This window comes from Streptomyces changanensis, from assembly GCF_024600715.1.
GTDB classification, from domain to species: domain Bacteria; phylum Actinomycetota; class Actinomycetes; order Streptomycetales; family Streptomycetaceae; genus Streptomyces; species Streptomyces changanensis.
The window spans coordinates 257,422-271,497 of the sequence record NZ_CP102332.1 but is presented as its reverse complement, the minus strand read 5'-3'; the positions used below and the strand labels follow the sequence as shown (position 1 = coordinate 271,497).

At 76.7% G+C, this 14,076-nt stretch carries 10 protein-coding genes; 2 read left to right on the top strand and 8 right to left on the bottom strand.

Annotated elements, in window-relative coordinates:
* Positions 1-239: 239 nt before the first annotated feature.
* From NRO40_RS01190 to NRO40_RS01165, 6 genes are all read right to left on the bottom strand, one after another.
* The gene (locus NRO40_RS01190; RefSeq protein WP_257375307.1) at positions 240-2,363 is read right to left on the bottom strand and encodes a pectinesterase family protein; all 2,124 of its coding nucleotides are present in this window, start codon (positions 2,361-2,363) and stop codon (positions 240-242) included.
* A gap of 93 nt (positions 2,364-2,456) precedes the next feature.
* On the bottom strand, positions 2,457-4,382 hold the full coding sequence (locus tag NRO40_RS01185) for an ABC transporter permease (RefSeq protein WP_257375306.1): 1,926 nt from the start codon (positions 4,380-4,382) through the stop codon (positions 2,457-2,459).
* A gap of 161 nt (positions 4,383-4,543) precedes the next feature.
* Positions 4,544-5,365 carry a molybdate ABC transporter substrate-binding protein gene (gene modA / locus NRO40_RS01180; protein WP_058940758.1) on the bottom strand — a complete coding sequence of 274 codons (822 nt, stop codon included), beginning with the start codon at positions 5,363-5,365 and terminating at the stop codon, positions 4,544-4,546.
* Between the two features lie 101 nt (positions 5,366-5,466).
* Positions 5,467-5,862, bottom strand: coding sequence for a TOBE domain-containing protein (locus NRO40_RS01175; protein ID WP_058940806.1), 396 nt, complete (start codon positions 5,860-5,862; stop codon positions 5,467-5,469).
* Positions 5,863-6,013: 151 nt separating this feature from the next.
* The gene (locus NRO40_RS01170) at positions 6,014-6,739 is read right to left on the bottom strand and encodes a class I SAM-dependent methyltransferase (RefSeq protein ID WP_058940759.1); all 726 of its coding nucleotides are present in this window, start codon (positions 6,737-6,739) and stop codon (positions 6,014-6,016) included.
* Between the two features lie 331 nt (positions 6,740-7,070).
* Positions 7,071-7,835: an SAM-dependent methyltransferase gene (locus NRO40_RS01165; protein WP_058940760.1), complete on the bottom strand. Its 765-nt coding sequence runs from the start codon at positions 7,833-7,835 to the stop codon at positions 7,071-7,073.
* 149 nt (positions 7,836-7,984) lie between these two features.
* Here NRO40_RS01165 and NRO40_RS01160 point away from each other — a divergent pair, with 149 nt between their 5' ends.
* The gene (locus NRO40_RS01160) at positions 7,985-8,923 is read left to right on the top strand and encodes a hypothetical protein (protein WP_058940761.1); all 939 of its coding nucleotides are present in this window, start codon (positions 7,985-7,987) and stop codon (positions 8,921-8,923) included.
* A 235-nt stretch (positions 8,924-9,158) separates the two neighbouring features.
* On the top strand, positions 9,159-9,767 hold the full coding sequence (locus NRO40_RS01155) for a response regulator transcription factor (RefSeq protein ID WP_198549264.1): 609 nt from the start codon (positions 9,159-9,161) through the stop codon (positions 9,765-9,767).
* Between the two features lie 94 nt (positions 9,768-9,861).
* On the opposite strand, the gene NRO40_RS01150 is transcribed toward NRO40_RS01155, so the two are convergent.
* Positions 9,862-11,994, bottom strand: coding sequence for an ABC transporter ATP-binding protein (locus tag NRO40_RS01150; protein ID WP_232790962.1), 2,133 nt, complete (start codon positions 11,992-11,994; stop codon positions 9,862-9,864).
* Positions 11,991-13,988 carry an ATP-binding cassette domain-containing protein gene (locus NRO40_RS01145; RefSeq protein WP_079046832.1) on the bottom strand — a complete coding sequence of 666 codons (1,998 nt, stop codon included), beginning with the start codon at positions 13,986-13,988 and terminating at the stop codon, positions 11,991-11,993. The genes NRO40_RS01150 and NRO40_RS01145 overlap by 4 nt, the downstream gene beginning before the upstream one ends.
* Positions 13,989-14,076: the final 88 nt, after the last annotated feature.

Genomic DNA, 14,076 nt, shown 5'->3' with positions numbered 1-14,076 from the left:
ACCCGGCCTGTGAACCCGGTGAGGGACGCTCGATTCCGCGGAACCCCTCCGCCCGCCGTGAGCGCGTCATACAGGGGCCCGGCCGGTACGGTGCCGGGCCGCCGCGCCGCCCGCCGCGGGACTTCCTCAAGGCCCGGCCGCAGGGCCCGTGCCCCGGCGCGACGTGGCGCCACGGACCGCCGGCCCGACGGTGGACGCCGGTGCCGGCCCCGGGGCGCGCCGCCCCGGGGCCGGTGGTGTCAGGAGGTGGTGGGCCGCCAGCCGGCCAGCCAGTCCGCGACCTCCTGGTCGGCGGCCTGGACGGGCGTGAGCTCCGGGCGGTCGGTCGTACCGGCGCCCGCCGCGCCCGGACCGGTGTTCGCGTACTCGGCGAACCGGTCGCCCTTCCACGAGAAGCCGCCCATGTCCGTCCAGGGCTTGGTCCTGATCGCGGCGCTGAGCCTGCTGTCGCGGACGGTGGTCTGCGGATCGAGCGACGCGTCGCCGCCCGCGTGCCAGGGGCGGCCCAGGAAGAAGCTCCCCGGGGTCACGTCACCCTCGATCACCGACCGGTTGATCAGCAGGCCCCTGCGGCCGGCGGCCGTGCTGGGGGCGGTCACGTACCCGGCGGACGTGCCGTTCCAGCGCTTCTTCAGCGTCAGCACCGACTGGTCGATCACCGCGGTGGCCCGGCCGAAGACGAAGTCGACGTTGCCGGAGACGTAGGAGTTCCTGACGTACACCCGCCCGAGCCGCTCCTTGGCCGCGGTGTCCAGCAGCAGGGTGTCCTGGTCACCGTCGACGATGAGGCCGTCGATGACGATCTTGTCGGCGGCGGTGCGCAGGGCGACGGCCTGGTGGCCGTCGACGTGCTGGTTGCGGGCCTCGTCGAAGTCGTTGCGGACGGTGAGGTTGCGCAGCTGGACGTCGTCGGCCTCCACGGCCACGGTGGCGCTGCCGCCGGTGCCGTACGTGCCCGAGCCGTCCGGCCGGGGGGTGCCCGAGGCGTTGCCGTACACGATGACGGTGTCCCGGCGGCTGGAGCCGGAGCCCTGGAGGGTGACGTGCCGCTTGTTCGCCGGGATCCTGACCGTCTCCCGGTAGGTGCCGGGGGCGATCGAGATCACCACGCGCGCGGTGTTGCCGGCGGGGACGGCGTCGACGGCCTTCTGGACGCTGGTGTACCGGCCGGAGCCGTCCTTCGCGACGGTCAGCGTGGTGGCGGCCCCGGCCGCGGCGCCCCCGGCGGCCATGGTCCCGGCCGCGGCGCCCCCGGCGGCGGTGGCCGCGGTACCTGCGGCGGTCGTCGTCCCGATCGAGCCGCGCGGGCCCGCCCCGGCCTTCACGACCGCCGGGACGTCGGCGGTCCGGTCGAGGGTGTAGGCGTAGTACGCCTTCGGGTCGAACGCCGTGCCGCCGCTCTCGTTGCGCCCGCTCGTCCGGGAGAAGGCGTTGCCGCGCTGCACCAGGGCGGCGGTGGCATCGCGGGTCACGGGGTTGCGGAGGCCCTCGAAGTACGAGTTCTCCAGCACCATCCGGGTCCGGCCGCGGGCGTAGTTGCCGTAGGACGACGTGACGGCGGTGCCCGGCTCGTCCTGGAGGTAGTTGTTGTACAGGTGGGCGTGGGCCGCGTTGTCCGTGGAGGGGTTGCGCTGCTCCGTCTCGCGGATCCAGTTGTGGTGGACCGTGATGTCGGTCTTCACGTTGGTGGTCCAGCCGATGCCGAAGGCCTTGTTGGCCTGGCTGAGCCGGTTCCAGGAGACGGTCACGTACGTGCTGTCCTTGCGGACGTCGATCAGGCCGTCGGCGGTGCGCCGCAGGTCGTTGTGGTCGATCCACACGTGGTGGGCGCCGTCCATCTGGACCGCGTCGAAGTCGTGCTCCTTGTCGTTCCACACGCCCTGGTACGAGTCGCGGATCGTCAGGTTGCGGATGATGACGTTGTGGACGCCCCGGCCGAGGAAGAAGCCGCCGCCGACGATGTGGCCCGAGGTCCCCGCACCGACGATGGTCTTGTCGGAGGCGACCCTGATCTCCTTGCCCACCGGCTGCACCGTGATGGCCGCGGCGACCACGATGACGTACGGCTCGGGGGCGGTCGCGTACTTCTCCAGGTCGGCGAGCGTGCGGACGGTGACGGTCCGTCCGCCCCGGCCGCCGTAGGTGCCGTTCTGTCCGAGGGCGTTGACGGAGGCGAACCCGTCGGCCGCCTCGGTCGCCCACGCCGGCGCGGCGGCCGCCGCGCGCGGCCGGGAGTCCTCGCCGAAGAGACCGAACGCACCGCCGTAGGCCATCGACCCCGCCGCGACCACGGCCAGGGGGAGTCCGATGGCGAGGCCCTTCGCGCGTCTCCGGTGGCGTCCTGTGCCCGGGGTGGTGTTCATGGAGCGGCTCCACTACTGGGGGGCGTGCGCGGTGGCAGGCCCGGTTGCTGGTCACCCCCCAGTCGCCGCGGCGGCCCGGAAGGTTGCCGCCCATCAGCGCGTGACGAGGGTCACCTCGGTGGCCTTGACGCTGGTGAACACCTCCGTGCCCTCGGCCAGCCCCAGGTCGCAGGCGGCCGCGGGGGTGATCTCGGCGACCAGGTCGGGGACGAGCGGCGAGACGACGAGCACCCGCAGGCGGCTGCCGACCGCGGTGATCTCGCGCACGGTGCCGGGCCAGCTGTTGCGGGCGCTGCCGGTGGGCCGCTCCCGGTGCAGGGAGACGGCCTCGGGGGCGATGACCGCGAGGGCGTCGGCGCCCGCCGCCACCGGCTCGGCGGCGACGACGGTGGCGCCGCCCGGCAGGGCGAGCCCCCCGGCGGTGGCCGTGCCGGGCCAGGCGTTGCGCCCGAGCATGCGGGCCACCCACGGTGAGCGGGGGTGCCGGGTCACCTCGGCGGGGGCGGCGTCCTGGAGGGTGCGGCCGTCCTCCAGGACGAGGACGCGGTCAGCCAGCGACACCGCCTCGACCGGGTCGTGGGTCACCAGGAGGCAGACGCCGCCGAAGCCGTCGAGGTGGCGGCGGAGCGTGTGGCGGACGTGGGCGCGGGTGGTCTGGTCGAGCGCGGCGAGCGGCTCGTCGAGGAGCAGCAGGCGCGGCCGGGCGGCGAGCGCGCGGGCGAGCGCCACGCGCTGGGCCTGCCCGCCGGACAGCCGGCCGGGCCGGCGGTGGGCGAGGTGCCCGACCCCGAGGCGGTCGAGCCACTCCCGGGCGTCGGCCCGCGCCCGGGCGCGCGGGACGCCCTGGGCGCGCAGTCCGTAGGCGGTGTTCGCGAGGGCGGACAGGTGCGGGAAGAGCGCGCCGTCCTGCGGCACCCAGGCGACCCCCCGGCGGTGTGCGGGGAGGGCGGTGACGTCCGTGCCGCCGAGGACGAGCCGGGCGTGGGAGCGTGCGGTGAGGGCGAGCAGGGCCCGCAGCAGGGTGGTCTTGCCGGCGCCGTTGGGCCCGACCAACGCGATGGTCGTGCCCGGCGGGGCGTCGAGGACCAGGTCGTTGAAGCCCGTCACCTCCGCGTGCAGCGACCACGACCCGGTCGCGGTGGGCGCGCCGGTCGCCGCCTCGGCCCGCGGCGGGGGAGGGGTGTCGTCGCCGTCGGGGAGGTCGCGCGGGCCAGCCGCCGCGCGGTCGGCGGGGGCCGCGCTCCACCGGCCGCGCAGCGCGACGAGCACGGCCATCGCGAGCGCGAGCAGCAGCAGTGACACGGAGGTCGCCGCCTCCGGCTGCTCCTGCAGCAGCAGGTACACCTGGAGCGGCAGTGTCTGGGTCGCGCCGGGCAGGTTGCCGGCGAAGGTGATGGTGGCGCCGAACTCGCCCAGCGCCCGCGCCCAGGTCAGCGCGGCGCCCGCGACGAGCCCGGGGGCGACCATCGGCAGCGTCACGGTGCGGAAGACCCGCAGCGGCCCGGCGCCGAGGGACGCCGCGGTGTCCTCGTACCGCCGGTCCAGACCACCGAGGGCCCCCTCCAGGCTGATGACGAGGAACGGCATGGCCACGAACGTCGCCGCGAGGACCGCGCCGGAGGTGTGGAAGGGCAATGTGACGCCCAGCCGGTCCTCCAGCCACGGCCCGAGCAGCCCGCGGCGTCCGAAGGCGAGCAGCAGCGCGACGCCCCCGACGGTCGGCGGCAGCACCATCGGCAGCAGCACCAGCGACCGCACCAGCGCCTTCCCACGGAACGGCACCCGTGCGAGCAGCCAGGCCAGCGGCACGCCGAGCGCCAGCGACAGGCCCAGCGACCACAGCGACACGACGAACGACAGCCGCAGCGCCTCGACCGCCGCCGGGTCGGTCAGGTGCGCCCGGAGGTCACCCCACGCCGTGCGGGCGAGGATGCCGACCAGGGGGAGCAGGAGGAAGGCGATCGCCGCGATCGCGGGCAGGGCCAGGGCGGCGGGCGTACGCGGCCGGAGGCGTCTCATGGCAGGTCCTGTCGGTGGTGCGGGGCGCGGGGTGCGGGGGACGTCCTCCCCGTCGGGCGGGGCCGGGCGGTGGCCGCGGCCGGGGGCTGTCGGGCGGTGGCCGCCGGGCCGGGGCTGCCGGGAGTGTCCCGCGGACCCGCTCGGCGAGGCGGCCCCGAGGGTCAGGGCTGCTGGAAGCCGGCGGCCCGGAGGATGCGCTGTGCCTCCGGCCCGGACAGCCACGCCACGAACGCGGCGGCGGCCCCCGCGTCGTCGGAGCCCTTCAGGGTCGCCGCCGGGTAGGAGGCGACGGCGTTCCGGTCGTCGGGGACGGCGACCGCGTCGACCTTGTCGCGGGCGCTCTCGGTGTCGGTCCGGTAGACCACCCCGGCGTCGGCCTCGCCGAGCTCGACCTTGCTCAGGACGGCGCGGACGTTCGGCTCCTGGGAGACCGGGGCCACGGCGACGCCTTGTGTGTCGAGGACCTGCGCGCTGTACTTCCCGGCGGGTACCTCCGGCGCGGCGAGGACCACCTTCAGCTTCGGGTCGCCGAGGTCCTCCAGCGCGTCGACGCCCCGGGGGTTGCCCTCGGCGACGGCGATGACGAGGCGGTTCCTCGCGATGACGGCGGGGGTACCGGTCTCGCCCCGCACGCTCTCCATGCTCTTGGTGTCGGCGGTGACCAGCACGTCGGCGGGGGCGCCCTGCCGGACCTGCGCGACGAGCTCCTGGGAGCCGGCGAAGGAGAAGGTGACCTCCGTCCCCGGGTGGGAGCGCTCGTACGCGTCGCCGGCCGTGGCGAAGACGTCGGTGAGGGACGCGGCGGCCAGGACGGTGAGCCGCACGTCCTCGGCGTCCTTCGCGCCCTTCGTGCCGTGCGCGGACGGGCCCTCACCGCCGGTCCCGTCCGCGCCGCAGGAGGCGAGCGGCACGAGCAGGACGGTGGCGAGGAGGGCCGCGGCGCGGCGCCGCAGGACGGACCGCTTGGTGGTGGTGCGGGACATGGCGATGGACTCCGGTGTGTGGCGTGCGCACGGGCGGGGCCGCCGGTGCGCGGGCGGAGGGCCGTGCGGGGGACGGGCGGCTTCGCCGTGCGGGCGCGCGGTCAGACGCGGTCGATGTGCACGCTGGTCGACTTCACACGGGCGGTGGCCCGCATGCCGACTTCCAGCCCCAGCTCCTCGACGGCCTCCCGCGTGAGCAGGGAGACGAGCCGGTGCGGCCCGGCCTGGATCTCGACCTGGGCCGCGACGTCACCGAGCTTGACCGCGGTGACGATGCCGGGGAAGGCGTTGCGGGCGGAGGTGTACGGGGTGTCCTCGTCCTCCGTTCCGCCCTGGGCGACCTCGATCGAGAAGGCCGCCAGGTCGCGTCCGTCGATGAGGCGGCGGCCCGCCTCGTCACGGTGGGTCGCGACCCGGCCGGCGTCCGCCCAGCGCCGCACGGTGTCGGGGCTCACCCCGAGGAGCCGCGCGGCCTGACCGATAGTGTAGGACTGCATGTGCGCCACGCTAGGCCCCTGTGGGCCGCACCTGCAAGGATTGTCGGCTTTCTCCATGGCATCTGCGGTTTGCTTGGAGGAAGCACCGAAGGCGTGCCGGGGGCGGGGGGCGGGGTGTGCGAGGGGCAGGGGAGGCCGCGGTGGCGCCGGTTCAGGGCCGCCGGGCCACGAAGACGAACTCGCGGCCGGGCCGGTCGGGGGCGTCGCGCACCTCGAGCGGCACGTACCCCTCGGCGAGCAGGTCCGCCTCGACCTCCGGGCGCCCGCGGAACCGCAGCGTCGAGTCCGAGGTGAGGACCTGCCCGTCGGCGGCGAAGCGGTAGGTCCAGCGGAACGTCACCAGGGGCAGGCTCACGTCGGTCACCTCGACCCAGCTCTCGACGGCGCCGGTGCCCGGCACCTCCGTCACGCGGTACGACGCCTCCCGGTTCCACTCCTCCCAGGCGCGTGCCGCCGGATCGCGCGTCTCGAACACGAGCCGGCCGCCCGGCCGCAGCGCCGCGCGGGCACCCCGCAGGGTCCGCCGCCACGCCTCCGGACCGACCACCTCCTGGGCGGCGTTCGCCGTCATCGTGGCGAGGTCGGCCCCCACGGGCGGCAGGTCCGACGCGTCGCCGAGGACCCACCGCACCGCCGCGGCCCCCGGCTTGCGGCGGGCCACGTCGAGCGAGGCGGCGGCCGGGTCGACCCCGACCACCTCCACGCCCGCGCCCGCCAGGAGCAGGGCGAACACCCCCGTGCCGCACCCGATGTCCACTACGCGGCGGGCACCGAACTCCTCGACCATGCGCACGTAGGCGTCGAGGTCGCTCCGGTCGGGGTCGAGCGGGTCGTGGAGCGCGGCGAGCCGCGGGTCCGTGAAGCCTTCGTCAGCCATATGACGCAGGCTACGGAGCCTCGGCCCGACCGGCCCGACCGGCCCGACCGGCCCGACCGACCGAGCGCACCGAGGACGGCCCCAGACGTGCTGGCGGGGTTCGCGCAGGGGTCGATGACGGCGGGGGGACGGGCGGGGATGGCGGGCTCCCTCGGCCCGGGCCGCGCGGTCTCCCTGGTCCGGCAGCACGTGAGCCGCTTCCCCGAGCGTCACCTGTCCTCCGGCTGAGCGGCGCCCCCTGCCGTTCCCGCGGGCCGGTCCCCCAGCCACGGGCCCGGTCCCGGGGCCGGGCCGTGGGACTGCGGCCGGGCGTCGGGGGCGGGGCACCGGGTCAGTGCTTCCGCGCGGTCACCAGGGCGAAGCCCAGGTGTTCCCCTCCGTCCGCGATGAGCATGTCGATCACCGGCTGGTGCGCGGACCGCCCCTCCGGCCGGTGCGCGGCGCAGGCCCGCGCCCACAGCAGCCAGTCCTGCCAGCCGTCCTGCTGCATGCGGGCCGAGGTGACCGTCACGAGTTCGGTGATCTCCCACTGGAAGCGCCACCACGCGGGGGTGTGCCAGGCGAGGGCCTCCCAGCCGACGAGCGCCTTCACGTGCGCCGGGATCGCCCCGAGTTCGCGGACCTCGTGGCGCATCGCCGGGGTGGCGACGCCGAGCTGACCGCCCGGGCGCAGGAACCGCGCGAGGTAGGGCAGGTAGCCGTCCGCCGTGCCGAAGTACTCGAACGCGTCGATGCTCACGATCGCGTCGAAGGCCCCCTCCTCGAACGGCAGGACGTGGGCCTCGGCGTGTACCGCGGAGACGCGGTCGGTGACGCCGGCCGCGGCGAAGACGGCCGTCGCCTCCTCGGCGCCGATCCACCAGTCCGCGGCCACCACCTCCACGCCGAACTCGCGGGCGAGGAAGACCGAGGTGGCGCCCTTGCCCGAGCCGAGGTCGAGGACCCGCATGCCCGGACGCAGGTCGAGGTCCCTGGCGAGGTCCTCCAGCAACCACAGCGGGTGCGGCCCCATGTCGAGGTCGAGCAGCCAGTCGGGGTCGTACCGGGAGGAGCGCGGGTAGCGGTCCGGGCGTACGAGACGGTCGATCGCGTTCATGATCGGACACCCAAGCGCATCGCCCGGGGGAGGACAACCGGCTTTCCCCGCACCTACGGTGGCGGGGCACCCGCCCGTACGGCCTCGCCCACAGGTACGGCCCCACCCCGCGCCGGTCCTTGTCAGTGGCCGGCGTTAGGTTGCCGATCATGGGTTACGACACGAGCTTCCACCCCGTCGACCTCCGGCTGATCGAGGAGCGGCTGCTGCCCTACCTCGCCGGTCTGGGGGAGGACGACGCCATCGACGACCTGGTGGCGCAGGCCGTCGAGACGCGCAAGGTCCGCTTCCGCGCCAAGGCGTGGGCCCTGGGTCTCCTCGCCCACGCCCGGGACCGCGACGACCTGCCCTTCGACTCCCATCTCCACGTGTGGGGGCGCCCGTTCCTCATCGTCGGCGACGGGCCGGAACGGATCGCGGAGGACATACGCCGGTACCTGGCGACGCCGGTCGAGGGGGTGGACGCGCTCGCCTCGGAGATGGTGGGCCGGCTCGACCCCGCGCTGCGCGACCGCGTCCGACCCGACGAGGGCGGCCGGCTCCCCGCCGACGACGTGCTCGCCGAGTCGCTGGTCGGCCCGCTGCGCGTCCTGCGCGGCGCCGCGCGGGCCCTGCGCGCGGGCGAGCGCACCGTGCGCCGCCCGGGGGACGGGCGGGAGCTCGACGCGGCGGCCCTCGTGACGCGCGAGGTCCCCTTCAACGTCCTGGACTTCGCCGCGGCGCTGCTACCCGGCTGGATGTCGCGCGGTCACACCTGGCCCACCCGGCTGTGTGCCGACGCGGGTGTCCCGGCCGAGGGCTTCGAGGCGCCCACGGCCCTCACCGGGCTGCTGCGGGAGCGCTTCCCCGCCCTTGAGTGGCCGCCCGCGCCCGCGAGCATCACCGGGAACTACACGGTGGGCGCGCTCGTGCCCGCGTCCGCGGTGCCGGGGGCGCGGTCCCGGCTCCTGACCCACCGCGACCGGCTGGACTGCGAGAAGCGCGAGCTGCGGAAGATCGACGAGGCGATGGGCGTGGCCGAGGTGTTCGGCGTCGCCTTCTGCGAGGCGACCGAGATCTACAGCGGGCTGGAGGGCAACCTGAACTGACGCCGCGTCCGCCGCGTGATCCCGGGCACGCGTACGCCGGTTGACGTAAGGGGCGCACACAGGGCGCACATTTGCATGAGGGGCGCCCGCGTGGCCATATCGCGCGCCCCCATACGCCCCACAGCGATGTTCCCGCGCGGCGCAGCGGGGCAGTCGCATGGGTGGTATGCGCGCGGCAGTGCCGTGTGCCAGCGCCCGGCCCGTCGGTCGGGTGTCCACCGGGAGGGGAACCGCCATGACGAAGGTCCTTGTGCTGCACAGCGTCGGCCTGATGCGGTCCGCGTTGTCGGCATTGCTCAGATCGGAGGAGTCGTTCGACGTGTTCGATTCGGGTTGGCGCACCGCGCGCCGGAGCGCGGAGTCCTTACGCCCGGACGTGTGCGTGGTGGACCTCGACTGTCCGGGTGCCGCGGGCATCCTGGAGGGCGGGCAGGAGGACGGGGGAACGGCGTTCGACGCGCGCACGCGACTGCTGGTGCTGGCCTCCGCGGCCAGACCGGGGGCGCTGCGGAAGGCGTTCGAGGCACGGGCGCTGGGGTTCGTGGACAAGAACGGGTCCCCACGCCGGCTCGTGCGGGCCATCCGCGCGGTGGCGCGGGGCGAGCGGTTCGTCGACGAATCGCTCGCCTTCGGCTTTCTGGAGGCGTCCAGGATGCCGCTGACCGCCCGCGAGCTGAGCGTGCTCGCCAGGGCGGCCGAGGGGGACACGATCGCCGAGATCGCCAGGGGCCTGCACCTGTCGAACGGCACGGTGCGCAACTACATGGCGTCGGCCACGCGCAAGGTCGGCGCGCGCAACCGCATCGACGCGATACGGATATCCCAGGGGGCGGGATGGGTGTGACCGGCGCCGGGAGGTTCCGGCCCCGGCGGCCCCGAGCCCGGTGGACGCCCTTCGGGTGGCGTCAGGCGGGGGAGGAGACACCGGCCGGGCCGCTTCAGACCGGGGAGACACCCACCAGGTCGCGGTAGAGGGGCGAGACCTCGAGCAGGGCCTCGTGCGGGGCGCACGCCGACCGTGTCCCGTCCAGCACCAGCACGCGATCCGCCCGTACCGCCGACGACAGCCGGTGGGCCACGACGACGAGCGTGCCGGGACGTGCCGCGAGCGTGCGCTCCGCGTGCTCCTCCGCCTCCGGGTCGAGGTGACAGGTCGCCTCGTCCAGGAGGAGGAGGGGAGCGGGGGAGAGGTGGGCCCGGCCGAGCGCCAGGTGCTGCCGCTCGCCCTGCGACAGGGCGGACGGGTCGACCGTGGCGTCCAGGCCGCCGAGCCGCCGCACCAGCGGACCGAGGCGCAGCGCCTCCACCGCCGCCCCGACGTCACCGGGCGGCGCGTCGGGCCGCAGGTAGCGGAGGTTGTCGCGGACGGTCCCGGTGAAGACGTACGCCTCCTGGGGCAGCAGGGCGCGGCGCGGGTCCGGTCCCGGCGCCCCGGCCGGACGGGCCGGGGAGCCGGCGACCAGGACGGTGCCGCGGGACGGGTCGAGCACCCCGGCGAGGACGGCGAGGAGCGTGGACTTGCCCATGCCGCTGGGGCCCACGACCGCCAGGTGCTCCCCGGGCTCCACCAGAAGGTCCAGGCCGTCGAGGACCGGCCGCGCCCGGGGGCCGTAGGCGAAGGTGACTCCGCGCAGTTCGACCGCGGCGGCCCGCCCGCCGCGCCGGGCCCGCCGCTCGGCGTACCCGGCCGGCGCTCCGGGGGGCGCCCCACCCGGAGTCCCGGCGGCCGCTGCGGCGGCGGGTGGCGGGGCGCCGGTGCCCGGTTCCCGGCCACCGGGTTCCGCCCCGGGCCCCGCATCGGCTTTCGCCCCGGGCCCCGCGCCCGGCCCCGCGTCGGCTTCCGTGCCCGGCTGCGTGCCGGTCTCCGCGCCGCGCTCCGCGCCCGGCCTCGCGGCGGCTACCGCGTCGGCTTCCGTGCCCGGCTTCGTGCCCGGCCCCGCGTCGACTACCGCGCCGGTCTCCGCGCCCGGCTTCGTGTCGGCTTCCGTGCCTGGCTCCGCACCGGGCCCCGCGCCCGGCCCCGCGTCGGGTGCCGTCCCGGCGCGATCGGCCGTGCCCGCGGGGGCCGGTGACGGGGTGTCGCCCGGCAGGGTCGGCTCGCAGGTGCCGAACCGGTCCAGGACCACCACCAGCCGCGTCCCCGCCGCGCCCAGGGCGCTCATCAGCGCGTGCACCGCCGGCAACAGCGACTGGACGAGGTACGTGAGCGCCCCCAGCAGCGCGCCCGCCGTGACCCCCCGCGCCAACAGCCACGGCGTCGCCACCACCAGCGCGACGACGGGCAGCCTCCCCGCCGCGCCGAGGGCCAGGGTCCGCACGCCCGCCCAGCGGGCCAACCGGCGTGCCAGGCGCTCCTCCGCGACGACGAGCCCGCCCACCTCCTCGGCGACCAGCCGCCGCCCCCCGCACGCCACCACGTCCCGCAGCCCCGCGCCCACGGCGCCGACCCGGGCCGACAGCGCCTCGTCGGTGTCCAGGAAGGCGCGCTGCGCGGCGGCCATCGGCGCGAGCGTCGCGAGGAACAGCCCCAGTCCCAGCAGCAGCGGCGGCAGGACGACCAGCACCAGCGCGGGCGCGAGCGACGCCAGGCCCAGCAGCGCGCCGAGCGCGGTGAAGAGGAACGACCGCCCGGCGAGGACGAGCCCCGCGAAACCGTCCCTGGCCATCTCCGTCTGGTGGACGAGCCGGGACACCGCCGCACCGTCCGCGGACGCGCCACCGGCCCGCACCGGGTCGGCGACCGCCGAGGCCAGCGCCTGCGCCACCGCCCGGCGCACCAGGCCGTCGCGCAACGGCTCGACGAGCCCGGCGAGCCCGTCGAAGACCCCGCGCATCGCCAGGCCGCCGACCAGCGCCGCGCCCGCGGCGACCGACAGCCACCACAGCCCGGTGGCGGGGCGGCCGGCGAGGAACCCGTCGTCCAGGGCGCGGGCCACCCCGTACCCCAGGAGGAAGGTCTGCACGGACTCCAGCAGGGACCAGCCGGTCAGGACGAGGAGCGCCCGCCGCCGGCGCAGCAGGAACCGGCGTGCCTGGGGTGCGAGGCGGCGCAGCGCCCCCCGCCCCCTCACCGGGCCGCCCGGCGACCCGCTCGCGCCGCACGGCCGGCCCCCGGCGCGCCCTCGGACGGCGCGGCGCCGGACACCTCCGCGGCGCCCCCGGACGGAGCGCCCCCCTCCACGTCGGGGGCACCCGCGATCTGCCCGGCTCCCTCGACCTGCACGACTCCCGCCACCTCTCCGCTCCCCGCTCCCGCCCCCTCCGTCGGAGGCCGGGACCCGTGCCCCTCCCCGTCCGCGTCCCCGCGCCCCCCGGCCGGCCCGTCACCGCCCGACGGGTCCCGTACGGCGAACACCGCGCGGTACTCCGGGTCCCGCCACAGCACCGCATGGGCACCCACCGCCCGTACGCGCCCCTCCTCCAGCCACACCACCAGGTCGGCGCGGGTGGCGGAGGACAGCCGGTGCGCGACGACGAGCCGCGTACCGGGACGCACGTCACGGGCCAGTGCCCGCTCGACCTGCCGCTCAGTGACCGTGTCCAGGCTCGACGTGGCGTCGTCCAGGATCAGCAGCCGGCCCGCGTGGGCGAACGCCCGGGCCAGGCCCAGGCGTTGCAGTTCGCCGCCGGACAGCGGTGCCCGCGTGACGGGCGTGTCGTACCCGGCGGGCAGTCGTTCGACGAAGCCGTCCGCGTCAGCCGCCCGCGCGGCCGCGCGCAGCGCCCCACCCGGTGGCGCGTCCACCCCGAACGCCAGGGCGTCGCCGACCGTCGCGCCGAACAGCGCCGGGCGCGCGAACGCGTACCCGACCTCCCTGCGCAGGCACTCCTCGTCCAGGGCGTCCAGACGCGCTCCGTCGAGCAGCACCTCGCCCGCGTCGGGGTCGGTGAGCCGGCCCGCCACGGCGGCGAACACGGATTTCCCCGCGCCCGAGCGGCCCACGACGGCCACCCGCGCCCCTCCCGGCAGCACGACGTCCACGTCCCGCAGGACGGCGGTGCCGTCGCGCACCACCGACACGCCGCGCAGCTCCACCGTGCCCGGACCGTCCGCCGGCAGGGCGCCGTCCCCGTACGGCAGGGGCGCCAGCGCCAGCGGGGCGGCCACGCGCCGGGCGGCGGCGCGGCCATGGACCAGCGCGCCCAGCAGCCCGGCCACCGCGCCCACACCCGCCGCGAGCGCCGCGTACCGCGACACGGCGAGCAGCTCGCCCACGCCCATGGCCCCGGACGCCAGGCGCAGGCCGCCCACGGCGAGGACCAGGCACACCAGCAGCGGCAGCAGCATCCCGCTGCGGGCCACCGCCCGGCCGTACACCCGCCACATCCGCCGCCCCTCGCGGGCCACTTCGGGCAGCGGGCCGAGAACGCGCCGCCGTTCGTGCGCGGCCGTCCCGGCGGCGGCGACGGTCCGCGCCCCGGCGAGGGCCTCCACGAGGCGCGCGGCGATCCGCGACTGCGCCGCCTGGTAGTGCTTGACGCTGTCGGAGGAGTCGGTGGCGAAGGCGCGCAGCAGCAGCCACAGCGCCGGGACGCCGGCGAGGAACGCGGCGCCGGTCCGCCAGTCGATGAGGAACAGGGCGACCAGCCCGCCCAGCGGAGGCAGGACCGAAGCGGCGGCCGCCGCGGCGCCGGCGGGCACGGTTCCCGCCTCCGCGGCGTTGGCGGTCAGCCGGGTCGCGAGGTCACCGGGCGGGAGGCGGGCGGCGTCGTGCGGCGCGGCCCGCAGCAGCCCCGCCACGCCGCGGGTGCGCAGCCAGCGCGTCGTACGGGCGTTGGTGACGCCGGTCAGCTGGGCGACGGCGGCGTCGAGGAACAGGTCGGCCGTGATGAGCGCCGCGCACAGGGCGGTCCAGCGCGCCGCCCGTGCGTCGCCGGCGAGCAGCAGGTCGAGGGTGCGGCCCAGGACCGCCGGCTCGGCGAGGGTGGCGGCGGCGGAGGCGAGGGAGCAGAGCAGGAGGGCCGCGGTGTGCCCGGCGCCGTGCCGGAGCGCTCCGCGGAGCACTCGGTCTGCGGCGGTCCGGGCGGGATCCGGCGGTGTCTGCGGGGTGCGCGCGGCGGGCATGGTGGGCGGCTCCTTCCTCTCCCGGCCGGCACGGGCCCGGGACGGCGGCCGGAGCGTCCCGCGCACGGGCCGCGCGCGGCGAGCGCCG